This is a genomic window from Cupriavidus sp. DB3 (genome assembly GCF_020418465.1).
Classification (GTDB): domain Bacteria; phylum Pseudomonadota; class Gammaproteobacteria; order Burkholderiales; family Burkholderiaceae; genus Cupriavidus; species Cupriavidus cauae.
In genome coordinates this window covers 596,098-621,414 of record NZ_JAIZPL010000004.1, presented here as the reverse complement: position 1 = coordinate 621,414, position 25,317 = coordinate 596,098, and the positions used below count along the sequence as shown (strand labels likewise).

Sequence of the window (25,317 nt, the reverse complement as noted above, 5' to 3'; positions counted from 1 at the left end):
CAGGAACGTTGATGAAATCCGGACAGGGCCTGCGCCCTCACTCTCCCTCGCCGAAGCGGTTGGCGATCAGCGCGGTCAGCGCATCCATCGCCTCCTGCTCGTCGGGTCCCTCGGTTTCGATCGTGACCGTCGAGCCGATGCCCGCGGCCAGCATCATCACACCCATGATGCTCTTGGCGTCGACCTGGCGCCCGTTGCGCGACATCCTGACCTGGCTGACAAAACTGCCCGCCAGTTGCGTGAGCTTGGCGGAGGCGCGGGCATGCAGCCCGAGCTTATTGATGATGGTGATGTCCCTCTGCAGCATACTTGTCGGGGTGATTGGCGATCTGGTTCTGTACGGTGGTCGAGCCGATCTGCAGCACGCCTTGCGAGCCGCCGGCGAGCGCCTTGGTGGCGAGCTGGTCCAGCTTTTCGGAGCGGTAGCAGATCGCCCGCACGAGCATCGGCAGATTGACGCCGGCGAGCACCTTGATCCGGCCCGGCTCGGCGAGCCGGGCGGCGATATTGGCGGGGGTGGCGCCGAAGATGTCGGTCAGCACCAGCGCCCCATTGTCTTCGATCACCGAGGCCAGGCATCGGCGCGCCTCGGCCAGCACGGCCGCGGGCTCCGCATCCGGAGCGACGTCGATCGCCTCGAGCCGCTTGGGCTCGCCGCAATAGACATGCGCGGCGCAGTCCCGCAGCGCGGAAGCGAGCGGCGCGTGCGCGATGATCAGAATGCCTGCCATGATGGTGAATCCTGTGGATTGCCGCGATTGTAGCAGGCGGGGTAACGGCGCCGTCGCGTGAAAGCAGTCCGGCGCCCGCGCTCAGGCGCCCTTCGCGGCCGCCCGCGCCGCGACCGCCCGCTCCAGCGCGTCGATGAACATGCCGGCCACCGGGAAACCGGTCTGCTGCATGATCTCCTGGAAGCAAGTCGGGCTGGTCACGTTGACCTCGGTCAGGTAGTCGCCGATCGCGTCGAGTCCCACCAGCAGCAGGCCGCGCTGCCACAGCACCGGCGCCAGCGTCTGCGCGATCTCGCGGTCGCGCTCCGACAGCGGCTGCGCGCGGCCGGTGCCGCCCGCCGCCAGATTGCCGCGCACCTCGCCGGCCATCGGCACGCGCGCCAGCGCGTACGGCACCGGCTCGCCGCCGATCAGCAGGATGCGCTTGTCGCCGTCCTTGATCGCGGGGATATAGCGCTGCGCCATCAGCGTGCGCGCGCCGTTCGCCCCGAGCGTCTCGATGATCGCGCCCAGGTTCATGCCGTCCGCGCCGACGCGGAACACGCCCATGCCGCCCATGCCGTCCAGCGGCTTGACGATGATGTCGCGATGCTCGGCATGGAAGGCGCGGATGCGGGCCGCATCGCGCGTGACCAGCGTCGGCGTGATGAACTGCGGGAACTGCGCGATCGCCACCTTCTCGGAATGGTCGCGGATCGCCTGCGGCTTGTTGAAGACGTTGGCGCCCTGCGACTCGGCCAGCTCCAGCAGCCAGGTGCTGGTCACGTACTCCATGTCGAACGGCGGGTCCTTGCGCATCAGCACCGCGTCGAAGGCCGGCACCGGCATCGCGGCCGGGGCATCGAGGCGGAACCAGGCGGCGTGGCCGTGGCCGTGGTCATGGGCGTGATCGTGACCGTGATCGTTGCCCTGCTCGGCCTCCAGCAGATGCAGCCGCTGCGCGACCGCCTCCACCGCGCCGCCGACCAGCGACAGCTGCGACTGCAGGCAGAAGAACAGCTCGTGGCCGCGCGAGGCGGCCTCGACCATCATCGCGTAGGTGGAGTCCTTGTAGGTCTTGAAGGTCTCGAGCGGATCGGTAATGAACAGAATGCGCATGCTGGCGAGTTCCGGTTGTCGTGCCCGTGGTCGGTCGTGGTCGTGCCCGTTGTGCCCGTTGCCCCGTTACAGGATCGGGTTGGGGTCGGTCTTTTCCAGTTCCAGCGAGGCCGCCAGCAGCGCGAGCCGCGCCACCACGCCATACATGTAGAACCGGTTGGGCACCGCCGCGCCCGGCTTGGCATGCGTGTCCGGAATGCTGTTGGGCGCGAACGCCAGCGGCACGAAATGCATGCCCGGCGCGTTCAGGTTCTCGTCGACGCCGCGGCCGGTATGGACGCGGTAGAAGCCCCCGACCACGTACCGGTCGATCATGTAGACCACCGGCTCGGCCACCGCCTCGTTGACCTTCTCGAAGGTATGCACGCCTTCCTGGATGATCACGTCGTTGACCTCGAGGCCTTCCTTGACGACGCTCATCTTGTTGCGTTCCTTGCGGTTCAGGCCCTTGACCTCGGCCGGATCGCGCACCGTCATCACGCCCATGCCGTAGGTGCCGGCATCGGCCTTGACCACCACGTACGGCGTTTCCTTGATGCCGTACTCGCGGTACTTCTTGGCGATCTTCTTGAGCACGCCCTCGACCGCGTCGGCCAGCGCGTCCTCGCCGACCCGCTCATGGAAGTCGATGCCGCCGACCTTGGCGAAGTACGGGTTGATCATCCACTGGTCGATATCGATCAGCTTGGCGAACTTCTTGGCGACCTCGTCATAGGCCGAGAAGTGCGAGGACTTGCGGCGCGTCGACCAGCCCGCGTGCAGGGGCGGCAGCACGTACTGCTCGTTGATGTTCTCGAGGATCGGCGGCACGCCGGCCGACAGGTCGTTGTTCAGCAGGATCGAACAGGGATCGAAGTCCTTGAGCCCCAGCCGGCGGTCCTTGGTGCCCAGCCGGGTCAGCGGCTCGACCACCAGGGTCTGGCCGTCGGGCAGCTCGATCGGGGTCGGTTCGGTAATGTCCTCGGACAGCGAGCCCAGCCGGACATTGAGCCCCGCCTGGCGCATGATCAGCGACAGCCGCGCCACGTTCTGCAGATAGAACATATTGCGGGTATGGCGCTCGGGGATCAGCAGCAGGTTCTTGGCGTCCGGACAGATCTTCTCGATCGCCGCCATCGCCGCCTGCACCGCCAGCGGCAGCATTTCGGGCGCCAGATTGTTGAAACCGCCGGGGAACAGATTGGTATCGACCGGGGCCAGCTTGAAGCCGGCGTTGCGCAGATCGACCGAACAGTAGAACGGAGGGGTATGCTCCTGCCATTCCAGACGGAACCACCGCTCGATGGACGGGGTCGCGTCCAGTATCTTCTTTTCCAGTTCGAGCAGGGGGCCGTTCAGCGCGGTGATGAGGTGCGGGACCATATCCATCCTATTGATCGTCTTTATCGTCCGCCCCGATTGTAGAGGAACGGCCAATTGCATGCAGATGGCATGCCAATGCCGGCGAAACGGGAAAATGTCCGATCGTTTCCGCCTTGGGCTAACAATATGGGGATGGGCCGCGGAATTCAAAGAGCGCGGGGAGCGCCGTCGCGAGGGCAAAAAAAAACGCGGCTTCGCCGCGTTTCAAGTGGCCTGACAGATACGGGGAGCGTTCTGCAGGTGGAGGAAACTGCCTCACCTGCACTCTATGCGGGTGCTGTCCTTAACACAAATGAAGGATATTGAATTCGGATTTAAGCGGATGGCGAACAGTGCTTGCCAACCTGGCGGCAAGCCGCGCCAGTGCTGGCTTTGCCGGCGGTCCGCCAATAAAAAAGCCCGGCACGCGGCCGGGCAAAACTCCTGAGAGAAGATTCCCAATCAGCTCTCCAGCACAACACCGTGGGCGCTGCGGGGGCGGCAAGCCGTGGGTCCCCGCACCGCATGTTTCGCCGGCATCAGGCCTCGTAGGCGGTCTCGCCGTGCGAGGTGATGTCCAGGCCTTCGCGCTCCTCGTCCTCGGGCACGCGCAGGCCGATCAGCAGGTCCACCAGCTTGAAGGCGACGAAGGCCACCACCGCCGACCACACCACGGTGGTCAGCACGCCCTCGGTCTGCACCCAGACCTGGCTCGCGATCGAATAGTTGTCCGAGACCTTGTTGGCCACGTAGTCGTAGATGCCCACGCCGCCCAGGCTCGGCGCCGCGAACACGCCGGTCAGGATCGCCCCGGCGATGCCGCCGACGCCATGCACGCCGAACACATCCAGCGAGTCGTCCGCGCCCAGCAGCCGCTTCAGGCCGGTCACGCCCCACAGGCACAGCAGGCCCGCCACCAGGCCCATCACGATCGAGCCCATCGGGCCGACGAAGCCGGCGGCCGGGGTAATCGCCACCAGGCCGGCCACCGCGCCGGACGCGCCGCCCAGCATCGACGGCTTGCCCTTGGTGATCCACTCGCCGAAGGTCCACGCCAGCACCGCCGCGCAGGTCGCCAGCAGCGTGTTGACGAAGGCCAGCGCGGCGCCGCCGCTCGCTTCGAGGCCCGAGCCGGCGTTGAAGCCGAACCAGCCGAACCACAGCAGCGAGGCGCCGACCATGGTGAAGGTCAGGCTGTGCGGGCGCAGCGCCTCGCGGCCGAAGCCGATCCGCTTGCCGAACATGTAGGCACCGACCAGGCCCGCCACCGCGGCGTTGATATGCACCACGGTGCCGCCGGCGTAGTCGAGCGCGCCCTTCTGGAACAGCCAGCCGGCCTTGGCCGTCGCCGCCTCGGCGGCCGCCGCGTCGGTGTAGGCATCCGGACCAGGCCAGAACCAGACCATATGGGCCATCGGGATATAGGCGAAGGTGAACCACAGCACGATGAACACCAGGACCGCGGAGAAGCGGGCGCGCTCGGCGAAGGCGCCAATGATCAGGCTGCAGGTGATCGCCGCGAACGCGCACTGGAAGGCGAAGAAGCCCAGCTCCGGAATCACCACGCCCTTGCTGAAGGTCGCCGTCACCGCTTCCGGCGTCAGGCCCTTCATGAACAGCCGGTCGGTGCCGCCGAAGAAGGCGTTGCCCTCGGTGAAGGCGAAGCTGTAGCCGTAGATGGCCCACAGCAGCGCCACCAGCGAGAAGATCACCAGGCACTGCATCAGCACCGACAGCATGTTCTTCGAGCGGACCAGGCCGCCGTAGAACAGCGCCAGGCCGGGCAGCGTCATCAGGATCACGAAGGCCGTGCACATCAGCAGCCAGGCCACGTCGCCCTTGTTGGGGGTCGGCGCGGCGGCGGGCGCCGCGGCTTCCGCGGCTGCGGGGGCCGGGGCCGTTGCGGCGGCAGGCGCAGCAGGCGCGGCAGCCGGGGCGGCAGGCGCCGTGGCGGCGGCCGAAGCCTCGGCGGCGGGCTTGTCCTGGGCCGCGGCCGGGCCGGACAGCGCCATGCCCGCCGTGCCCAGGGCCAGCGCCATCGCGCCGGCCGTCAGGAATCGTTTGAACCAGCTAGTCATCTGAATACCCTCTTGTCGCTTTTGTCGCGCTTGTGGCTTGTATCGCGTGTGTGTTTGCGTCCGGCGTGCCGTTACAGGGCGTCGCCGCCGGTCTCCCCGGTACGGATCCGGATGACCTGCTCGATCGGTGCGACGAAGATCTTGCCGTCGCCGATCTTGCCGGTGCGGGCCGACTTCTCGATCGCCTCGATGGCGCGGTCGACCACGTCGTCGGGCACCGCCACCTCGATCTTGACCTTGGGCAGAAAGTCGACGATGTATTCGGCGCCGCGGTACAGCTCGGTATGGCCCTTCTGCCGGCCGAAGCCCTTGACCTCGGTAACGGTGATGCCGGACACGCCCACGTCCGACAGCGCTTCACGCACTTCGTCGAGCTTGAACGGCTTGATGACGGCGATGATCAGTTTCATCCGTGTTCTCCTGAGAGCGCGGCCCCGTTCCAGCCGGGGCCCGCTCGTGCTGACCGTGAATTAGAAAGTCTTGGTGAGCGTGGCAACCACCGTGGCCTTGCCCATGTAGCGGCCCGAGGTGTTGGTGTAGACGCCGCGCTTGGCATTGGTGTCGACATACGAGACCGCGGCCGAGAAACCGTTGCCCAGGTCCTTGGTCAGGCCGAGCTTCCAGTCGGTGTACGAGGCGTCCGACACGTTCTGCACCTTCTGGTAGCCGACGTGCGCGTTCAGCGTCAGGCCCCAGAACTCGAGCGGCACGTTCGCCGACAGGTCCACGTACCAGCTGTTCTTGCTGTCGTAGAAGCCGAACAGGTTGGTCGGCGCGTACGAATACTTGAGGAACACCGGGCCGTAGCCGATGCCCGCGTACAGCTCGGTGGTGTACGGGCGGGTGAAGTTGGCCGGATAGTCGCCGGGGTAGTAGTACTGCAGCACGCCGACGTCGTAGTTCCACTTGCCGTCGCCGAAGGTGTTCTTGAAGCCGGCGTAGAAGTCCATCTCGATCGGGGCCGACACCTCGTCGTTGCTGTCGTTCAGCCAGCTGATGCTCGAGTTCCAGTTGCCCGCGTAGAAGCCGCTCGCATGGCTGTAGTCGAAGCCGCCCTGGATCGCCGGCCGGCGATTGGTCTGCATGATCCCGCGGTAGCGGTATTCGGAGGCCAGCGTCACGTTCGCCGTGAACGTATGCGGCGAGGCCGCTTCGGCGGTCGCGGGCGCGCTCTGCGCCAGTGCGGTGGTGGCGGAACCGCACAGCGTCAGCGCGCCGATGGCGAGGGCCAGCGTCTTCATGGATTTCTTCTCCTTTTCCTTGGGCTCGGGACTTCTCTGTCAGGGCGGATACTGCAACTGCCATGCCAGGGTCCGGCGTGGAGCGGGCGCGCATGGACAGCCCTGACGGCACGCTGAACGCCTCGTATGCAAGCCGGTTTCCATCTGCCTTCGAAAAGCCCGCAACACGGGGCTGGGCGCGCCGCGCCGGGTTAAATGCTGTGTCCGGCGGGGCGAAGCCGCTTTTCCCGGCGCGCTTCACGGGCCATAATCCGCCCATGCCACCGGCTGGTGCCGGCCGCCGCCACGGGCGCGCGTTGCACCGATACCGTGCAGATGCGCCCATCCGGCCGCTCCCGCCGCCCCCGATCGATGCACCCCCACGGTGCAGAAGGAGAAACGATGAAACCCACCGATCTCTTCAACGACCTGCAGAGCAAGGTCAGCGAGGTCCTGCGCAATTCGCCCGCCAAGGACATCGAGAAGAACGTCCGCAGCATGATGACCCAGGGCTTTGCCAAGCTCGATCTGGTCACGCGCGAGGAATTCGACGTGCAGTCGCAGGTGCTCGCCCGCACGCGCGCACGGCTCGAGGAGCTGGAGATGCGAGTCGCGGACCTGGAACGGCGCGCCGGCATGGCGGGCGCGGCGGGTGTGGGCCCGGCCACGGTCGGCACCGCCGGCGCCGGCACCACGGCCTCGGCCACCTCGGTACCGGGCTCGACCACGCCCGAGCCGGGCACCGGGCCGGCAAACCCGGGGCTGGCCGGCTGAACGCGCCAGACCTCACGTCATGCGAAAGGCCGCCGGGCAACCGGCGGCCTTCTGCGTTTACGGCGGCGTTAATAAATCGGTGACATGCCGGATCGCCCTTCCACCGCCTTCGTCCACCGCATTTGTCTACCGCATTCGTCCACCGCCTTGGTCCGTCGCCCAGGCCCATCACCCTCGTCCATCTTTCCTCCACCTCTTCCTCTTTCCCCTGGTCGCCCCCATGCACCTCGCCGTCCTGCGCAGCCGCGCCCTGACCGGCATCGACGCGCCGCCGGTCTCGGTCGAAATCCATCTGGCCAACGGCCTGCCCGCCTTCGCCATCGTCGGGCTGGCCGAGACCGAGGTGCGCGAGAGCCGCGAGCGCGTGCGCGCCGCGATCCTGAACTGCGGCTTCGAATTCCCGAACCGCCGCATCACCGTCAATCTGGCCCCGGCCGATCTGCCCAAGGAATCGGGCCGCTTCGACCTGGCCATCGCGTTGGGCATCCTGGCGGCCAGCGGACAGATTCCGGCGGCGGCGCTGGACGGCTACGAGTTCGCGGCGGAGCTGTCGCTGTCGGGCGCGCTGCGGCCGGTGCGCGGCGCGCTGGCGATGGCGATGGGGCTGGCGCGCGAGCACGCCGGCGCGGTGTGCGGCCGAGCGAGCGGCACAGCGGGCGGCTTGGTGGCTGGCCCAGCGAGCGGGCCAACGGGCGGCTTGGCGGCTGGCACAGCTGGCGGCTTGGCGGGCGGCACAGCGGTCGGCCCGGCACGCGCGTTCGTGGTCGCGGCGGGCAACGGCGCCGAGGCCGCGCTGGTGGAGTCGGTCACCGTGCTGGCGGCCGCTTCGCTGCCCGAGGTCTGCGCGCACTTGGCCCGCACCGGCTCGCCGCTGGCGCGGGCCAGGCCCGTGACGGCGGCACCCGTCGATGGCTCGTCCGCGGGCATGCCGGACATGCGCGACGTGCGCGGCCAGGGGCAGGCGCGCCGCGCGATGGAGGTGGCGGCGGCCGGGCAGCACTCGGCCCTGCTGATCGGCCCGCCAGGCACCGGCAAGTCGATGCTGGCGCAGCGCTTTCCCGGGCTGCTGCCGCCGATGACGCTGCAGGAGGCGCTCGAGTCCGCCGCGGTGCTGAGCCTGACCGGCGCCGGCTTCCAGAGCGAGCGCTGGGGCCGCCGGCCGTTCCGGGCGCCGCACCATACCGCCTCGGCGGCCGCGATGGTCGGCGGTGGCGGCGATCCGCGCCCGGGCGAGATCTCGCTGGCGCATCACGGCGTGCTGTTCCTCGACGAGTTGCCCGAGTTCGACCGGCGCGTGCTGGAGGTCCTGCGCGAGCCGCTCGAATCCGGCCACATCACGATCTCGCGTGCGGGCCGGCAGGCCGATTTCCCGGCGCGCTTCCAGTTCGTCGCGGCGATGAACCCCTGTCCGTGCGGCTACCAGGGACATCCGGCCCGGGCCTGCCGCTGCACGCCCGACCAGGTGCTGCGCTACCAGGCGCGATTGTCCGGGCCGCTGCTGGACCGCATCGACCTGCAGATCGAGGTGCCGGCGCAAAGCCAGCAGGAGACGCTGGACGGCCCGCCCGGCGAGGACAGCGCGGCGATCCGCGTGCGCGTGCTGGCCGCCCGGGCGCGGCAGCTCGAGCGGCAGGGCAAACCCAATGGAGAACTGGCGGGGGAGGAGATCGACCGGCATTGCCCGCTGGACGAGCAGGCGCAGGGGCTGTTGCGCGCGGCGATGGCGCGCCTGGGCTGGTCGGCGCGCTCGTACTTTCGCGTGCTGAAGGTCGCGCGGACCATCGCGGATCTGGGCGGCGCCGACACCATCGGCGCGGCACACGCGGCCGAGGCGGTGCAGTATCGGCGGGTGTTGCGGCCGGTTTAGCGATGCGCTGCGTTCATCGGCTGATCGGCTGATCGCTCCGCGTCACTTCTTCCGCTGGCGGGAAGGGTTGGAGGAGGGGAACGGCGCTCGCCACACCGACGGTGCCGGCCGTTCAATCGCCCCTGCCCTCTCCCCCGCCCCTCTCCCACCAGTGCGCGAGGGGAGCAAACCGGGCGCGGTAGCGGTGCAGGCCGTTAATCAAGCCGGACGGCGGGCTTCGGGCGGCTCGCCCGGCGGTTCCGGCTCCTCCTCGATCGGCGGATGATCGGGCGGCACGCCGGGCGGCGGCGGGTCTTCTATCGGCGGAACGGTGTGGTCGGCGCGGCGCGGCATCGGTCGGCTCCAAGGGGCGGGTAACCACCATTGAAGCAAACCGGCCGGGGGATCGCCAGCCGGCGCGGTCCTGTCCGGTCCGATCGCGCTCAGCCCGGCTGCCGGCGCACGAAGAACAGCGCGGCGCCGACCGCCATCAGCACGCTGCCGAACACGCGGTTCTGCCAGCGCATCGCGCGCGCGTCGCGAAACAGCCCCTGCATGCGCGAGGCCAGCAGCGCGTAGCCGTGCATCACGATCAGGTCGACCGCGCACATCGTCACGGCCAGGATCGCCAGCTGCGGCGCCAGGGGCCGCGCCGCATCGATGAACTGCGGCAGCACCGCCACCATGAAGACGATGCCCTTGGGATTGGTGACATTGGTCAGCAGGCCGGTGGCGAAACGCCGGCGCGGACTCATCGCGGCCACGCGGATGCCGCACTGGGACTTGCCCTCGCCATTTGCATCGCTCGGCTCCTGCTCGACCCGCGCCCGCCACTGCTGCACGCCCAGATAAATCAGGTACAGCGCGCCGACCGTCTTGACCGCCGCGAACGCATGCTCGGATGCAATCAGCAGCGCGCCCAGCCCGCCGCCGGCGACCAGCAGCACGATCAGCAGCCCGGTCTGCAGGCCGAGAATCGTCGTGGTGGTCCTGCGCAGTCCATAGGACAGCCCGTGGCTCATCGACAGCACGGCGCCCGAGCCCGGCGAGACCGCGATCGCCCAGCAGGCCGCGAAATAGGCGAGCCAGATTTCCCAACGCATGATTTGCTCCTTCTTGTTTTTGCCTAAGCTCGAACCTTTTCAACCCCGGAACCTTGCCGGACCCTGGGACCTTCGATTCCCCGGACTTCTCCAATCCGCGGACTTTTCCAATCCCCGGACCTTTCCAATCCCCGGACCTTTCCAATCCCCGGACCTTTCCAATCCGCGGACGTATCCAAACCCCGGACCTTTTCAGATCCCCGGACGTTTCCGCGGACGTATCCAAACCCCCGGTCCTTTTCAGCCCCCCGGATCGTTCCAAACGCCGGCGGCGTTCAACCCGCCACCCGCCGCCAAAGCCGCGGCACCAGCGCATACCAGAGATAGCCGACGAGCTGCAGCCCCAGCAGTCCGCCAAGCGCCGCGCGGAACGCGTCGGCCTGCGGCAGCCCGGCGTCGCGGAACAGGTCGATCGCCACCCCCAGACCCCACTGGATCAGGAAGCTGCCGCCGAACACCAGCAGGTTGTAGGTGGTATTGGCGCGCCCGGCGACCGCCGCCGGAAACGACAGGCTCAGCGTGCTCAGGATCAGCGACAGCGTGCTCGCGCACATCGCCAGCAGCGGCCACAGCAGCCACGCCGCCGGCGCGGTCCAGGCGACGATCGCCGCCTGCAGCACCAGCGTCAGCCCGGCGCCGACCATCACCAGTCGCGCCGACTCGACCGGATCGCGCGCGCGCCGCGGCGCCAGCCAGCCCAGCAGCAGATAGCCGGCCAGCAGCGCGATATTGAACAGGAACAGGATTTGCGCGGTGCGGTCCGGCCCGAAGCCGAGCACGTCGACCAGCCACGGGCCGACCCACAGCGTCTGCACGGCCATGAAGCCGGCCTGGTTCAGCAGGCCGAAGGGCAGCACGCGAACGAAGGCCGGGTGGCGCAGCAGCGCCCGATATCCGCCGGCCATCGTGGCCGCCGGGACCTGCGCAGCGGCGGTCGCGCGATCCACGCCGTTCGTCGGGCTGCCCAAGCTATTCGTCGCGCCGTCCGTCATGCCGTCCGTCGCGCTTCCTGCCCCGCTGCCAGTTGCACTAACGGTCGCGCTAGCAGTAGCGATATCGGCCGCGATATCGACAGGATCGGCGAGCGCACTCCTCCGTTCCGCCCCGCGCGCCAGCCGCGCACTGCGCCGCTCGACCCGCGCCAGCCCCCGATACAGCGCCAGCGCCGACACCAGCAGCAGACCGGCCATCACCAGGAAGACGCCGCGCCAGCCCAGCCACGGCAGCACCGCCTGCACCGGCAGCGTCGTCATCAGCGCGCCGCCGCTGCCGGCGACCAGCATCCACACCGACAACTGGCTCTGCCGCGCGGTCGGAAACCAGCGGCGATAGGCGGTGTAGGACGCCATCAGGCAGGCCGAGACGCCGGCGCCGATCAGCGCCCGCCCCAGCCACAAGGTCGCCGCCGAGCCGGCCAGCGCGAACACCAGCGCGCCCGCCGCGGCGATCAGCAGCAGCACGGTTTCGACGCGCCGCACGCCGCGCCGGTCCAGCCACTGGCCGACCGGCAGCTGCATCGCGGCGAAGGCGAGGAAATAGGCCGACGACAGCAGGCCCAGGTCGGCGTTCGACAGCCGCATGTCGGCGATCAGCTCGGGCGCGATCACCGCGTTGATGGTGCGCAGCGCGTACGACAGCACATAGGCCGCGGCGAAGCAGGCGAACACCAGCGCGCCCTCGCTACGCCGCAGCAGCGAGGACGGCCGCATGGACAGTCCGATGCGGTTGCTGCGCGAGCCGGTACGGGGACGCATCAGAACGGGTGGAAGCCGCCCAGGAACTGCTCGACCTGCTCGGCCTGGCGGTGGTCGCGCGCGGCATCGCCGGCCTCGAGCACGACCGCCTGGTAGACCTTGGTCCCCTTGGCGACCAGCCGCGCGGTCAGCCGGCGCGGCGCCTTGTCCTGCGGCGAGACGCCAGCCACGCGGATCTCGATGCCCTGCAGCGCCACCGGCGGCTGGGCCGACGACATCACCGTGACCGCGCGCGTCTGCACCGGCTCGGTCGGCGCGTTTCCCAGATTGGCCAGCAGGCCGGACTGCATCGCCGACAGCGCCTCGGCGCGCAGCGCGGCGTCGTCGCTGGGCAGGCTGACCACGCCGACCGCGAACAGCGTCTCGTCGACGCGGGCCGCCTCCATCGTCATCGGCAGCTTGCGGCCCGCGATCGCGACATCACGCGCGGCGCTGGTCGGCTTGCCGGGATAGAGCGCGGCATAGCCGCCCTCGTTGGACTGGATGGTCCGCCAGTCGTAACGCGGCGAGCAGGCGAGCAGCGCGGCCACCGCCAGGCCGGCGCAATACCGGGCCGGCCGGCGGAGGAACGAAAGGCGAGACATCGGGAAGCCTGAACGACGGGTGGAAGAAGACGGCCGATAAAGGGAACGAAGCGCCGCACCGGCAGGGGTGCGGCCAAGCCGCTATTATCGGGGATCAGGCACTGACGCAGTGTCTTTCTGATCTCGATATTTCATTATGGTTTTGGACTTCGCAGGTCGCCGCATGGGTTCGGCATGGCTCCGGGGCGCCGCCCTGGCGCTGCCGGCCGCCCTGTCGGCTGCCCTGACGGCCTCGCGATCTGCCGCGCTATCGGTCGCGCGATCTGCCGCGCTATCGGCCGCACTGTTCGTCGCCCCGTTTGTCGCCCTGCCCGTCGCCGGCCTGTCGCTCGCCCTTGCCGCGCCATCGGTCCAGGCGGCCAGCCCCGCGCACCTTCCGGCGGTCGCCGACCTGGCGGCGGAGACGCGCTCGGCCAGCCTGCGCGGCGAACCGCTGGTGGTGCTGGTGACGCTGCCGAACTGCGGCTATTGCGAAGCGGTACGGCGCAACTACCTGGGCCCGCAGGCCGCCGCCGGGCAGCTCGCGGCGCGCGAGCTCGACATGAGCGCCGCCACGCCGATCCGCGATGCCGACGGCCGTGCCACCACCGCACGCGCCTGGGCGCGCGAGCATGGCATCCGCTTCGCGCCGACGGTGCTGTTTCTCGACGGCAAGGGGCGCCCGGCCGCGCCGCCGCTGCGCGGCATGCAGCCGGACTTCTACGGCGCCTATCTGGAACAGTCGCTCGACACCGCCCGCGCCGCGATGGCGGCTGCGGCCCGCGGGCGCTGACCCGCCGGGGGCCACCACGCGGCCCCGCCACGCCACGCCACGCCCGAGCCCGAGCCCGTGCCCGTCCTCGGGCTCGGCTCGGCTCGGCTCGGCTCGGCTCGGCTCGGCTCGGCTCGGCTCGGCTCGGCTCGGCTGGGGCTGGGGCTGGGGCTGGGGCTGGGGCTCGGGCTGGGGCTCGGGCTGGGGTTCGGGTTCGGGCGCGCGCTCAGCCTCGAGTTCGGGCTAGAGCTCGGGATCGGCGCCCTCGGCCACCTCGGCGCTAGAATGGCGTTTTCCCCTCCTTCGGTCGGCCCATCATGACTTCGTCCGCCTCCCAACCGGAACGTCCCGCCTCCCCCCGCAAGCGCTGGCCGCTGATCGTGGGCCTGCTGGTGCTGGTCCTGCTCGGCTGGTTCGGCTACCGGGCGCTGACGCCGGCCCAGCATGCGCCGCAGGCGACCTTCGTGCTGCTGTCCGGCGAGCGCGTCAGCACCGCGCAGCTGCAGGGCAAGGTCTATATGGTCAATTTCTGGGCCACCAGCTGCACCACCTGCGTCAAGGAGATGCCGGACATGGTCCGCACCTACCAGCAGTTCAAGGACAAGGGCCTGGAGTTCGTCGCGGTGGCGATGAGCTACGACCCGCCGATGTACGTGACCAATTTCACCGAGACACGCAAGCTGCCGTTCAAGGTCGCGCTCGATTCGGACGGCTCGGCGGCCAAGGCCTTCGGCGACGTGCAACTGACGCCGACCACCTTCGTGGTGGACAAGGACGGCCGCATCCTGAAGCGCTACGTCGGCGAGCCGGAATGGGACAGTCTGCACCGGCTGCTGGACGAGGCGCTGGCCAAGGCGGTCTGATGCGCTGACGGGGGAGGGGCTGCCCTCTCGCCCAGCCCCTCCCGCAAGCGGGAGAGGGGCGCAAACCCGCAGCGTCCCAACGGCGATTGGGTTCGCCCTCTCCCGCGGGCGGAAGAGGATCGGGGAGAGGGCATTCCCGGCGCAAGCTCCACCAAAAGCGCCCTTCAAGTCCCTTCCGCGATCCCCCGCTTGCCCAACACATCTGTATGGATATACAGTCTGCGGCGAACATTTCCGGTTTTCGCCCTCGCCCGCCCCTGTGTCCGCCGATCTCGCCCTCGCTCCCGCCGCAGCACTGTCCGATCCGATCGCTCCGAGCGTTCCGGCCGACTATCTCGCCGCGCTCAACCCCGAGCAGCGTGAAGCGGTCGAGCACGCCACCGACCGGCCGCTGCTGATCATCGCCGGCGCGGGCTCGGGCAAGACCAATACGCTGGCGCACCGCGTCGCGCATCTGCTGCTGGGCGGCGCCGATCCGCGCCGAATTCTGCTGCTGACGTTCTCGCGGCGCGCCGCGGTCGAGATGGGCCGGCGCGTCGAGCGCATCGTCGACCAGGCCTTCGCGGCCCGCAACGGCACCACCTCGTCGGCCAACCCGGGCCGCGCCGCGCTGCAATGGGCCGGCACCTTCCACGCGATCGGCGCGCGCCTGCTGCGCGAATACGCGGAGACGCTGGGCCTGTCGCCCTCCTTCACCATCAGCGACCGCGGCGACTCGGCCGACCTGATGAACGTGGTGCGGCACGACCTCGGCCTGTCGGCGCAGAACGCGCGCTTCCCGCGCAAGGAAACGTGCCTGGCGATCTATTCGCGCGTGGTCAACACCCAGTTGCCGCTCGAAGAGGTGCTGCAGCGCCAGTTTCCGCGCTACGCGATGTGGGTGGACGCGCTGCGGGCGCTGTTTGCCGGCTATGTCGAGGCCAAGCAGAAGCAGCAGGTGCTCGACTACGACGACCTGCTGCTGTACTGGGCGCAGGCGCTGGCCGAGCCGGCGCTGGCGCGCGACATGGGCGAGCGCTTCGACCATGTGCTGGTCGACGAATACCAGGACACCAATGCGCTGCAGGCCGCGGTCCTGCTGTCGCTCAAGCCCGACGGCCGCGGCCTGACCGTGGTCGGCGACGACGCGCAGTCGATCTACGCGTTCCGTGGCGCCACCGTGCGCAACATCCTCGACTTCCCGCACCGCTTCTCGCCGCCGGCGGGACAGGTCACGCTGTCGCGCAACTATCGCTCGACGCAGCCGATCCTGGCCGCCGCCAACGCGGTGATCGGGCTGGCGGCCGAGCGCTTCACCAAGGACCTGTGGTCCGACCGCGCCAGTGCCGAGAAGCCCGGCGTGGTGGTGGTGGGAGACGAGACCGAGCAGGCGCGCTTCGTGGTCGAGCGCATCCTCGCGCGGCGCGAGGAAGGGCTGGCGCTGATGGCGCAGGCGGTGCTGTTCCGCGCCGCCGACCACAGCGCGCAGCTCGAACTGGAACTGGTCCGCCGCAACATCCCCTTCGTCAAGTTCGGCGGGCTCAAATTCCTCGAGTCGACCCACGTCAAGGACATGCTGGCGGCGCTGCGCTGGCTGGAGAATCCGCGCGACCGCATGGCGGGCTTCCGCACGCTGCAGCTGATGCCGGGCGTCGGGCCCAAGACCGCCGCGCGCGTGCTCGACGGCCTGGAACTCGCCAGCGATCCGCTGTTCGCGCTCGAATCGTTCGAGGCGCCGCCGGCCGCGGCCGAGGCATGGGCGGAACTGGTCGCGCTGGCGCGCGAGGCGATGGCGCCCGCGGCGGCATGGCCGGTTGACTTCGAGCGCGTGCTGCGCTGGTACGAGCCGCATCTGGAACGCCTGCACGACGATGCCGCCGCGCGCGCCGCCGACCTGCAGCAGCTGGCGCGCATCGCCGCGACCTACGGCTCGCGCGAGCGCTTCCTGACCGAGCTGACGCTGGACCCGCCCGACGCTTCCAGCGACGAATCGGGCGTGCCGCTGCGCGACGAGGACTACCTGATCCTGTCGACCATCCATTCGGCCAAGGGCCAGGAATGGAAGGCGGTCTACGTGCTGAACGCCGTGGACGGCTGCCTGCCGTCCGACCTGGCCACCGGCACCACCGAGGAGATCGAGGAGGAGCGCCGGCTGCTCTATGTCGCGATGACGCGCGCACGCGACCATCTCGACATCGTCGTGCCGCAGCGCTTCTACGTGCATCAGCAGCCCGGCATGGGCGACCGCCACGTGTACGCGTCGCGCACGCGCTTCCTGCCCAATCGCGTGATGCCGCATTTCCACAGCCGCGCGTGGCCGCCGCCTCCGCCGGTCGACGCGGCGCCGCAGCGCGCGTCGCTGCCGGCGGTGGACCTGGCCGCGCGGATGCGCAATATGTGGCGGTGAGCCGGGCGTAGTGGTCGTAGGACCGTAGCAGCCGTAGTTGCCGCGCCGGCCGTAGTTGCCATAGGCGACGTAGCCGCCATGGCGTCCGCAGCAACCATAGGGGCCGTAGGCCGTAGCCGCCGTGCCCGTTATGCTGCGCTCGCGACGAGGGCCTCAAACCAGCGCCTCCTGTGCGCCATAGCTAACACCCACCGCGGCGTGGCGCTGCAGACGCCGCCGTGCGGTCGAAACGGCCCCCGGCTCGCCGTATAATTCCGAGCTTCCCACCGTTCCGACCGGCGCCAAGCCGCGCGCGCGGCCCAGCCGAGCGCGCCGCGCCCTCCCACGCATGAGCAGCTACTACCAGCACCACGTCTTCTTCTGCCTGAATCAGCGCGAGCCGGGCGAAAACTGCTGCGCCAACCACAACGCGAAGGCGATGCAGGAATACGCCAAGAAGCGTTGCAAGGAGCTGGGCATCGCCGGCGGCGAGGGACGGGTGCGGATCAACAAGGCGGGCTGCCTGAACCGCTGTGAACTCGGTCCGGTACTGGTGGTCTACCCGGAGGCCGTTTGGTACACATTCGTCGACGAGCAGGACATCGACGAGATCATCGACAGCCATCTGATCCACGGCAAGCCGGTCGAACGCCTGATGGTGGATCGCTGAGCGCCGCGCGCGCAGGCGCATCCGCATCCATCCGCCGCCCACGCCCACTTTCGTTTCGACCCCGGATTTCCGCCCTTCCTGCCATGAACGCGCATACCCAGGTACTCACCGTTGCCGGTCCCGCCGGCGCGATCGACGTCTCGGTCGACCTGCCGCAGGCCGCCCCGGTGCGCGGCCTCGCGCTGGTCGGCCATCCGCATCCGCTGTTCGGCGGCACCAAGGACAACAAGGTCGCGCAGACGCTGGCGCGCGCCTTCGTGCAGCTGGGCTACGCCACCGTGCGGCCGAACTTCCGCGGGGTCGGCGGCACCGCCGGCGAGCATGACAACGGCCAGGGCGAGCAGGACGATCTGCTGGCGGTGATCGACTGGATGCGCCAGCAGCGCGACTGGTCCGCCGACGCGGCAACGCTGCCGCTGGCGCTGGCCGGCTTCTCGTTCGGCAGCTTCGTCGTCAGCCATGTGGCGCGGCGCCTGGCCGAGGCCGGCACGCCCGCCGAGCGCCTGGCGATGGTCGGCACCGCGGCCTCGCGCTGGCAGGTCGCGCCGGTGCCGGCCGATACCATCGTGATTCACGGCGAGCAGGACGAGACCGTGCCGCTCGCCAGCGTGCTCGACTGGGCGCGGCCGCAGGAACTGCCGGTCACGGTGATTCCGGGCGCCGACCATTTCTTCCATCGCAAGCTGCATCTGATCAAGCAGCTCGTCGTCAATGCGTGGCAGCGCTGAGCCCGGGCATTGAGCGGGCGGCCATGGCAATCCGTGGCCGCCGTTCCTTGCCCTGCCGCCACGCCCGCGTGGCGGCGCGACGCTGCCCTTTCTCTCTTGTCGGAACCTGAAAACATGTTCAATCAAGCTTCGCCGCTGTTCTCCCACCGCATCGCCCACACCCTGCTGGCCAGCGCCGCCGTGCTCGCGCTCGCCAGCGCACCGCTGACGGTGCGCGCGCAGGCCGTGCCGATGCCGCAGGTGGCGGCCAAGGCGTGGATGCTCTACGACGTCACCAGCGGCCAGGCGCTCGGCTCGCAGAATGCCGATGCCCGCATCGAGCCGGCTTCGCTGACCAAGATCATGACCGCCTACCTGGCCTTCCAGGCGCTGAAGGAAAAGCGCCTGACGCTGGACCAGGCCGTGGTGCCGACCAATCTGGTGCTGAAGGTCAAGAGCGACGAGTCGCGCATGTTCATCGAGCCGAACAAGCCGGTCACGGTGCAGGACCTGCTGATGGGCCTGATCGTGCAGTCGGGCAACGATGCCGCGCTGGCGCTGGCCGAGGCGGTCGGCGGCTCGGAGGAAGGCTTCGTCGCGATGATGAACCGCGAGGCCCAGCGCATGGGCATGAAGAGCACGCACTTCACGAATACCGACGGCATTCCCGACCCGAACCACTACACCACCGCGGCGGACCTGGCGATCCTGACCACGCGCCTGATCCAGGACTTCCCCGAGTACTACGGCATGTACTCGCAAAAGGAGTTCACCTATAACAAGATCAAGCAGCCCAACCGCAACCGCCTGCTGTACATCGATTCGACCGTGGACGGCGTCAAGACCGGCCACACCCGGTCGGCGGGCTACTGCCTGATTTCCTCGGCCAAGCGCCCGCTGGCCAACGTGCCGAACGGCTCGCGCCGCCTGATCTCGATCGTGATCGGCACCACCAGCGAACAGGTCCGCACGCAGGAAAGCCTGAAGGTGCTGAACTACGGCTTCCAGTTCTTCGACACGCTGCGCCTCTACGACAAGGGCCAGGTGCTGGCCACGCCGGACATCTACAAGGGCAGCAACGACACCATCAAGATCGGCGTCCGCGACGAGACCTACGTGACCGTGCCCAAGGGCACCGCGGGCCGTCTGAAGCCGGTGCTGGAGCGCCAGGAGCTGCTGGTGGCGCCGATCACGGCCGGCCAGCAGGTCGGCACCGTCAAGCTGATGGACGGCACCACCAAGGTGGCCGAGTTCCCGGTGGTCGCGCTGGAGGAGGTGCAGGAAGCCGGCTTCTTCGGCCGCATCTGGGACACCATCCGCCTGTGGTTCAAGCGCAAGTAACACGCAACAAGGAGGCCGCCGCCATGAGCGCCGACAACACCGACAACGGGCGCGACCAGCCTTCGCTGATCGAATACCCGAGCGATTTCCCCATCAAGGTGATGGGCGCGATGCAGGACGGCTTTGCCGAGGCCATCGTCACGCTGGTGCAGGAATTCGACCCCGGCTTTCATGCCGGCAAGATGGAGATGCGCCCCTCGCGCAACGGCAACTACCTGGGCCTGACCGTGACGGTCTGGGTCACCAGCCGCGAGCAGCTGGACGACCTGTATCGCGCGCTGACCGCGCATCCGATGGTCAAGGTGGTGCTGTAACGCGACGATGGCGCCGGCTTCGGCCGGCGGTGCCTGTCCCTTTCCACCGCGCCGCTCTTACCGCGCCGCTTTACCGTTCCCTCCAGGCCCTGTCCCGCAGGCCGGGGAGGAAAGCGAACCGCGCGGTGAACCAGAAGGCCGCCGCTGCGCGGCCCCCCTTCCCTGAATCATGAATACCCTGACCCTGAAGCCCGGCAAGGAAAAGTCCCTGCTGCGCCGCCATCCCTGGATCTATGCGACCGGCATCGACCGCGTCGAGGGCCGTGCCGAGCCCGGCGCCACCATCACGGTGCGCGCCGCCGACGGCCGCTTCCTCGCCAAGGCGGCGTACAGCCCGCACTCGCAGATTCGCGCGCGCGTGTGGACCTTCGACGAGAACGAGCCGGTCGACCATGCGCTGATCAAGCGCCGGGTCGCCACCGCGGTGGCGCATCGCCGCCAATGGGTCAGCGACAGCGACGCGGTGCGGCTGGTGTTCGGCGAGGCCGACCGGCTGCCCGGGCTGGTGGTCGATTACTACGGCGCCGGCCGCGGCGCCGAGCACGCCCAGCTGGTCTGCCAGTTCAACGCCGCCGGCGTCGAGCAGTGGAAGGACGCGATCGTGCAGGCGCTGATCCGGGAGACCGGCTGCCCCAACGTCTACGAGCGCTCCGACGCCGCGGTGCGCGAGCGCGAGGGGCTGGCGCTGGTGACCGGCGTGCTGGCCGGCGCCGAGCCCGACCCCGAGCTCTCGGTCACCGAACACGGCGTGCGCTACTACGTCGACGTGCGCAACGGCCACAAGACCGGCTTCTATGTCGACCAGCGCGACAACCGCAAGCTGGTCGGCGATCTCGCCGAAGGGCGCGAGGTGCTGAACTGCTTCTGCTATACCGGCGGCTTTTCGCTGGCGGCGCTGCGCGGCGGCGCGGCCTCGGTGGTGTCGATCGATTCGTCGGGCGAGGCGCTGAAGATTGCCGAGGGCAATGTCGCGCTGAACGGCTTCGATGCGGACCGCGCCACCTGGCTCGACGCGGACGTGTTCAAGTCGCTGCGCCAGTTCCGCGCCGAGGGCCGGCAGTTCGACCTGATCGTGCTGGACCCGCCGAAGTTCGCGCCGTCGGCCCAGCATATCGACCGCGCCGCGCGCGCCTATAAGGAAATCAACCTGGTCGGCATGCAGCTGCTGCGCCCGGGCGGGTTGCTGTTCACCTACTCGTGCTCGGGCGCGATCGGCATGGAGCTGTTCCACAAGATCGTGGCCGGCGCGGCCACCGACGCCCGCGTCGATGCGCGCATCCTGCGGCGGCTGTCGGCCGGCACCGACCATCCGATGCTGGCGGCCTTCCCCGAGGGCGAATATCTGAAGGGGCTGCTGCTGCAGCGTGTGTAAGCACGGATGGACCCAATGGGCGCGCATGGGCGCGCATGGGCACGCATGGGCACGCATGCGCCGCGCAGGAGCCGTGCAGGAACGCATGGGACCGCGTACCAGCGCATAGGAGCGCGCCGCGTTGGGCGCGCCGCCGGCCGCTTCATCGAGACGTCACCGGGTCGTCCCCGGATCGTCATATTGCCCCTCTACCATGCCGTTGACGGCTTCGGCATTGGCAGGTGCCCGCCGTCGATGTATCAGTCTTCGTGGTAATTGCCCCGCCCCGGACGCGGGGCTTTTTTTGCCTCGCGGGTTCCGCAAGGGCGGCGACCGCGGGGCAGGGCCGGATTCGCGCTAGATTGGTGGGGCTGGATCGGAATTGCACTTCGGCTAGACCCACGCTTCTAATGCCGCGATAACGCCCGAACAAGGGAAGTCCCTATAATCGAACGATCGTTCAGAACATCGATGCCACGCAGCGCCACGCTTGCCGTGGGTCAAGGAGACACCATGCCTGCCGCCAAACATATCCCCGCCGCCCTGCAGAAGCTGACGCTGCCCGTGATCGCGTCGCCGATGTTCATCGTCAGCTATCCGGAACTGGTGCTGGCGCAATGCAAGGCCGGCATCGTCGGTTCGTTCCCGGCGCTGAACGCGCGCCCCGCTGAACTGCTCGACGAATGGCTGACGCAGATGCAGCAGGAGCTGGCGGCCTTCCGCGCCGCCAATCCCGATGCCACGATTGGCCCGATCGCGGTCAACCAGATCGTGCACGCGTCGAACGCGCGGCTGGAGCAGGACGTGCGCGTCTGCGTCGAGCACAAGGTGCCGATCTTCATCACCTCGCTGCGCGCGCCGGTCAAGGAGATGATCGACGCGGTGCACAGCTACGGCGGCATCGTGCTGCACGATGTGATCAACCTGCGCCATGCCGAGAAGGCCCTCGAGGCCGGCGTCGACGGCCTGATCCTGGTCGCCGCGGGCGCCGGCGGCCATGCCGGCACGCTGTCGCCGTTCGCGCTGGTCGGCGAGGTGCGCCGCATCTTCGATGGCCCGATCGCGCTGTCGGGCTCGATCGCCACCGGTGACGCCGTGCTGGCGGCGCAGGCGATGGGCGCGGATTTCGCCTATGTCGGCACGCGCTTCATCGCCTCGCAGGAAGCGCATGCCAGCGAAGCCTACAAGCGCTCGATCACCGATGCGGCGGCCGCCGACATCGTCTACACCAACCTGTTCACCGGCGTGCACGGCAACTACATCCGCGAGAGCATCCTCAATTCGGGGCTCGATCCGGAGAACCTGCCGCAGGCCGACAAGAGCAAGATGGATTTCTCCAGCGGCAGCTCCAAGGCCAAGGCGTGGAAGGACATCTGGGGCGCGGGCCAGGGCGTCGGGCAGATCGACGCGATCCAGTCGGCCGGCGAGATTGTCGCGCGCATGAAGGCCGAGTACGATGCGGCCAAGGCGCGCCTGTGCGCCGTCAACTGACCGCAGCCGTAGCCGCTGCCATAGCCGCCGCGGTCGCCGCTGCAGACCGCTGGAGATTCCCCGCTGGATAAGCCCCCTGTCGTCATTGCCGAGGTCCGGCGCAGCCGCCGCGAACGCCTGGTGCGCGCGGCCTGGGCCACGCTCGGCATCGTCTGCATGGTGCTGGCGGTGCTCGGCGTCTTCCTGCCGGTGCTGCCGGCCACGCCCTTCGTGCTGCTCGCGGCGGCCTGCTTCGCGCGCGGCTCCGAACGCTTCCATGACTGGCTGATGCGCCATCCCCGGCTCGGCCCGATCGTGCACGACTGGCAGCGCCATCGCAGCATCCCGCTGCGCGCCAAGATCGTGGCGATCGCGACGATGTGGATCTCGCTGCCGACCACCGCCTGGGTGCTGCGCGCCCGGCCCGCGCTGTCGATCGCGCTGCTGGTGCTGGGCGCCGTGGCCACCGCCTATCTGCTGTACCTGCCGACGCGGCCGCGCGGCGGCCACGGACCGGCAAGCACCGCGCCGCCGTCCGAGCCGGAGCCGCCGCGGCAGGGCTGAACGCGCGCTGTCGCGAACGCCCTGCGAACGCGCCCTGTGAACGCGCCCTGCGAACGCGCCCTGCGAACGCGCCCTGCGAACGCGCCCTGCGAACGCGCTCGTGAACGCGCTCAGTCGTAGCTGCGCGCGTCCTCGATGACCTTGCCGTCCTGCGGCAACGAACCGGCCGGCACGAACCGGACCTCGCCCTTGAGCCGCATCACGTCGCGCATCGACACCGCGATCGCATCGGCCAGCCCCGCGTCCTGCCGCGTGGCGTCGCAATGCAGCGTCATCACGTCGGCGCCCGGCGCACCGGTCACGACCAGGCGCGCCGCGCGCAGCTCGGGATGGCGGCGCATCACCTCGCCGATCTGGCCCGGATGGACGAACATCCCCTTGACCTTGGTGGTCTGGTCGGCGCGGCCGAGCCAGCCGCGCAGCCGGATATTGGTGCGCCCGCAGGGGCTGGGCGTCGACGACGAGCCCGGCACGACGGCGGACAGGTCGCCGGTGCCGAAGCGGATCAGCGGATAGTCCTCGTTGCCCAGCACCGTGACCACCACCTCGCCGACCTCGCCCTCCGGCATCGGGCGCGTGCCGCCCGGTTCGACGATCTCGACCAGCACGCCCTCGTCGACCACCCAGCCGTCGGCACCCTCGCTCTCATAGGCGATCAGGCCGATATCGGCGGTGCCGTACATCTGGTGCACCTTGATGCCGCGCTCGACGAACCAGGCGCGCAGCGAAGGCGGCATGGCCTCGCCCGACACCAGCGCCTTGGCCAGGCTGCACGGCTGGCCGAGTTCAGCACCGCGTTCGAGCAGGATCTTCAGGAAGGACGGCGTGCCGGCGTAGGCCGCCGGCCGGAGCATCGACAGCGCCTGCACCTGCGATTCGGTCTGGCCGACGCCGGCCGGAAACACGCAGCAGCCCAGCCGGTGCGCGCCGGTTTCCATCATCATGCCGGCCGGCGTGAAGTGGTAGGAGAAGGTGTTGTAGACCAGCTCGCCGCGGCGAAAGCCCGCCGCGTACATCGCGCGTGCGGTGCGCCACCAGTCCGGCCCGTGGCCGTCGGGCTCGTGCAGCGGTCCGGGCGACTGGAAGATATGGCGCAGCGCGCCCAGCGGCGTCGCGTTCAGCCCGCCGAGCGGGGCATTGGCCTGCTGCAGCGCGCTCAGCTGCGCCTTGCGCGTGACCGGCAACGCGGCCAGCGCCTCGCGCGAGGTCAGCGCCTGCGGATCGACATCGCGCAGCGCCTCGGCAAAGTAAGGCGCGTGCGTCCTGGCATGCGCGACCTGGCGCGACAGCGCGGCCAGCAGGGCCTGTTCGCGCGCGGCGGGGTCGCGCGTCTCGAGAGCGTCGAAGTATTCGGACATGATGACGGATGTCGGTGAGGATGGGGTGCCGGGCGATACGGGTTACGGCCGCGGCGGGCCAAGGCATGATGTCGGCGCCGATCGCCGCGCGGGCCGGCCGGTCCGCGCGCTGGTCCGTGCGCCGCTCAGGCGAGCCAGCGTTTGCGCCGGCGGTAGCTTTTGACGTCGCGGAACGACTTGCGGCCGCCGCCGTCGGCATCGTTGGCCGCCACGCCGAGGTAGAACTCCTTGACGTCCTCGTTGGTACGGAGCGCCTCGGCGGCACCATCCATCACCACGCGGCCGTTCTCGAGGATGTAGCCGTAGTCGGCATAGCGCAGCGCGACCATCGTGTTCTGCTCGGCCAGCAGGAAGCTGACGCGCTCGCGCTGGTTCAGGTCGCGCACGATCTCGAAGATCTCCTCGACAATCTGCGGCGCCAGTCCCATCGACGGTTCGTCGAGCAGCACCATGCTGGGCTTGGCCATCATGGCCCGGCCGATCGCGCACATCTGCTGCTCGCCGCCGGAGGTATAGCCGGCCTGCGACTTGCGCCGGGTCTTCAGGCGCGGGAAGTAGGTGTAGATCTTGTCGAGCTCGTCGCGCGTCTCGCGGCGCGAGAGTCCGCGCGTATAGGCGCCGGTCAGCAGGTTTTCCTCGATGGTCAGGTGGGCGAAGCAGTGGCGGCCTTCCATCACCTGGATCACGCCGCGCTTGACCAGATCGTTTGGCGTCAGCTGGTCGACGCGCGCGCCGCGGTATTCGATCGAACCCTTGGTCACGTCTCCGCGCTCGGCGCGCAGCAGGTTCGAGATCGCCTTCAGCGTGGTGGTCTTGCCCGCTCCGTTGGCCCCCAGCAGCGCCACGATGCCGCCCTCGGGCACGTCGAGCGACACGCCCTTGAGCACCAGGATCACGTGGTCGTAGATCACTTCGATGTTGTTGATGGACAGCAGGGTCATGGTGGACCTCGGTAGGGATAGCGGGGCGCGGTGGTGTTCTCCCTCTCCCGTCCGGGGGAAAGCGGGGGAGAGGTTGGGGAGAGGGAGAACGCC

General features: G+C 69.2%; 23 protein-coding genes and 1 pseudogene. 12 read left to right on the top strand and 12 right to left on the bottom strand.

Features of this window, described 5'->3' with window-relative positions:
- Nucleotides 1-37: 37 nt before the first annotated feature.
- The 7 genes from K7G19_RS16230 to K7G19_RS16200 form a co-directional block, all read right to left on the bottom strand.
- Nucleotides 38-307 carry an HPr family phosphocarrier protein gene (locus K7G19_RS16230; protein WP_149317150.1) on the bottom strand — a complete coding sequence of 90 codons (270 nt, stop codon included), beginning with the start codon at nucleotides 305-307 and terminating at the stop codon, nucleotides 38-40.
- Entirely contained in the window at nucleotides 276-731 is a 456-nt protein-coding gene (locus K7G19_RS16225) for a PTS sugar transporter subunit IIA (RefSeq protein WP_149317151.1), read from the bottom strand. Before K7G19_RS16225 ends, K7G19_RS16230 begins: the two co-directional genes overlap by 32 nt.
- An 81-nt stretch (nucleotides 732-812) precedes the next feature.
- Complete coding sequence (gene gshB, locus K7G19_RS16220; protein ID WP_226108127.1) at nucleotides 813-1,829, bottom strand: glutathione synthase; 1,017 nt, start codon at nucleotides 1,827-1,829, stop codon at nucleotides 813-815.
- A 66-nt stretch (nucleotides 1,830-1,895) separates the two neighbouring features.
- Nucleotides 1,896-3,191, bottom strand: a complete 1,296-nt coding sequence (gene gshA / locus K7G19_RS16215) for a glutamate--cysteine ligase (protein WP_149317153.1) — start codon at nucleotides 3,189-3,191, stop codon at nucleotides 1,896-1,898.
- A 518-nt stretch (nucleotides 3,192-3,709) separates the two neighbouring features.
- Nucleotides 3,710-5,248, bottom strand: a complete 1,539-nt coding sequence (amt, locus tag K7G19_RS16210) for an ammonium transporter (RefSeq protein WP_149317154.1) — start codon at nucleotides 5,246-5,248, stop codon at nucleotides 3,710-3,712.
- 71 nt (nucleotides 5,249-5,319) lie between these two features.
- On the bottom strand, nucleotides 5,320-5,658 hold the full coding sequence (locus tag K7G19_RS16205; RefSeq protein ID WP_006159494.1) for a P-II family nitrogen regulator: 339 nt from the start codon (nucleotides 5,656-5,658) through the stop codon (nucleotides 5,320-5,322).
- 60 nt (nucleotides 5,659-5,718) lie between these two features.
- On the bottom strand, nucleotides 5,719-6,489 hold the full coding sequence (locus K7G19_RS16200) for a TorF family putative porin (protein WP_149317155.1): 771 nt from the start codon (nucleotides 6,487-6,489) through the stop codon (nucleotides 5,719-5,721).
- 381 nt (nucleotides 6,490-6,870) lie between these two features.
- Here K7G19_RS16200 and K7G19_RS16195 point away from each other — a divergent pair.
- Nucleotides 6,871-7,119 (top strand): annotated as a pseudogene (locus K7G19_RS16195) (accessory factor UbiK family protein); the annotation flags it as partial.
- Nucleotides 7,120-7,462: 343 nt separating this feature from the next.
- Entirely contained in the window at nucleotides 7,463-9,109 is a 1,647-nt protein-coding gene (locus K7G19_RS16190) for a YifB family Mg chelatase-like AAA ATPase (RefSeq protein ID WP_226108126.1), read from the top strand.
- A 422-nt stretch (nucleotides 9,110-9,531) separates the two neighbouring features.
- Here the strand turns inward: K7G19_RS16190 and K7G19_RS16185 are convergent, their stop codons facing one another.
- From K7G19_RS16185 to K7G19_RS16175, 3 genes are all read right to left on the bottom strand, one after another.
- The gene (locus tag K7G19_RS16185) at nucleotides 9,532-10,191 is read right to left on the bottom strand and encodes a LysE family transporter (protein WP_226108125.1); all 660 of its coding nucleotides are present in this window, start codon (nucleotides 10,189-10,191) and stop codon (nucleotides 9,532-9,534) included.
- A gap of 275 nt (nucleotides 10,192-10,466) precedes the next feature.
- The gene (locus K7G19_RS16180) at nucleotides 10,467-11,945 is read right to left on the bottom strand and encodes an MFS transporter (RefSeq protein ID WP_226108124.1); all 1,479 of its coding nucleotides are present in this window, start codon (nucleotides 11,943-11,945) and stop codon (nucleotides 10,467-10,469) included.
- On the bottom strand, nucleotides 11,945-12,529 hold the full coding sequence (locus K7G19_RS16175; RefSeq protein ID WP_226108123.1) for a hypothetical protein: 585 nt from the start codon (nucleotides 12,527-12,529) through the stop codon (nucleotides 11,945-11,947). Before K7G19_RS16175 ends, K7G19_RS16180 begins: the two co-directional genes overlap by 1 nt.
- 163 nt (nucleotides 12,530-12,692) lie before the next feature.
- Here K7G19_RS16175 and K7G19_RS16170 point away from each other — a divergent pair, with 163 nt between their 5' ends.
- The 10 genes from K7G19_RS16170 to K7G19_RS16125 all read left to right on the top strand — a co-directional run bounded on the left by K7G19_RS16170 (nucleotide 12,693) and on the right by K7G19_RS16125 (nucleotide 22,925).
- Nucleotides 12,693-13,301: a thioredoxin fold domain-containing protein gene (locus K7G19_RS16170; protein ID WP_226108122.1), complete on the top strand. Its 609-nt coding sequence runs from the start codon at nucleotides 12,693-12,695 to the stop codon at nucleotides 13,299-13,301.
- Nucleotides 13,302-13,597: 296 nt separating this feature from the next.
- On the top strand, nucleotides 13,598-14,143 hold the full coding sequence (locus tag K7G19_RS16165) for a TlpA disulfide reductase family protein (RefSeq protein ID WP_149317161.1): 546 nt from the start codon (nucleotides 13,598-13,600) through the stop codon (nucleotides 14,141-14,143).
- A 259-nt stretch (nucleotides 14,144-14,402) separates the two neighbouring features.
- Complete coding sequence (locus K7G19_RS16160; protein ID WP_370639554.1) at nucleotides 14,403-16,529, top strand: ATP-dependent helicase; 2,127 nt, start codon at nucleotides 14,403-14,405, stop codon at nucleotides 16,527-16,529.
- Nucleotides 16,530-16,857: 328 nt separating this feature from the next.
- Entirely contained in the window at nucleotides 16,858-17,178 is a 321-nt protein-coding gene (locus K7G19_RS16155; protein ID WP_006578238.1) for a ferredoxin, read from the top strand.
- Between the two features lie 83 nt (nucleotides 17,179-17,261).
- Complete coding sequence (locus K7G19_RS16150) at nucleotides 17,262-17,906, top strand: alpha/beta hydrolase (protein WP_149317163.1); 645 nt, start codon at nucleotides 17,262-17,264, stop codon at nucleotides 17,904-17,906.
- 114 nt (nucleotides 17,907-18,020) lie between these two features.
- The gene (locus K7G19_RS16145; protein ID WP_149317164.1) at nucleotides 18,021-19,226 is read left to right on the top strand and encodes a D-alanyl-D-alanine carboxypeptidase family protein; all 1,206 of its coding nucleotides are present in this window, start codon (nucleotides 18,021-18,023) and stop codon (nucleotides 19,224-19,226) included.
- 23 nt (nucleotides 19,227-19,249) lie between these two features.
- A complete protein-coding gene (locus tag K7G19_RS16140; RefSeq protein WP_053820987.1) occupies nucleotides 19,250-19,540 on the top strand; it encodes a DUF493 family protein in 291 nt (96 codons plus the stop codon).
- Nucleotides 19,541-19,709: 169 nt separating this feature from the next.
- Nucleotides 19,710-20,912, top strand: a complete 1,203-nt coding sequence (locus K7G19_RS16135; protein WP_226108120.1) for a class I SAM-dependent rRNA methyltransferase — start codon at nucleotides 19,710-19,712, stop codon at nucleotides 20,910-20,912.
- A gap of 492 nt (nucleotides 20,913-21,404) precedes the next feature.
- Nucleotides 21,405-22,382, top strand: coding sequence for a nitronate monooxygenase family protein (locus K7G19_RS16130; RefSeq protein WP_149317166.1), 978 nt, complete (start codon nucleotides 21,405-21,407; stop codon nucleotides 22,380-22,382).
- A gap of 120 nt (nucleotides 22,383-22,502) precedes the next feature.
- Nucleotides 22,503-22,925 (top strand): YbaN family protein, encoded by a 423-nt coding sequence (locus tag K7G19_RS16125; RefSeq protein ID WP_149317167.1) that lies wholly within the window; start codon nucleotides 22,503-22,505, stop codon nucleotides 22,923-22,925.
- Nucleotides 22,926-23,035: 110 nt separating this feature from the next.
- Here K7G19_RS16125 and K7G19_RS16120 read toward each other — a convergent pair whose 3' ends face one another.
- Nucleotides 23,036-24,283 (bottom strand): phenylacetate--CoA ligase family protein, encoded by a 1,248-nt coding sequence (locus tag K7G19_RS16120; protein ID WP_226108119.1) that lies wholly within the window; start codon nucleotides 24,281-24,283, stop codon nucleotides 23,036-23,038.
- A 125-nt stretch (nucleotides 24,284-24,408) separates the two neighbouring features.
- The gene (locus tag K7G19_RS16115; protein WP_149317169.1) at nucleotides 24,409-25,224 is read right to left on the bottom strand and encodes an ABC transporter ATP-binding protein; all 816 of its coding nucleotides are present in this window, start codon (nucleotides 25,222-25,224) and stop codon (nucleotides 24,409-24,411) included.
- Nucleotides 25,225-25,317 lie beyond the last annotated feature (93 nt).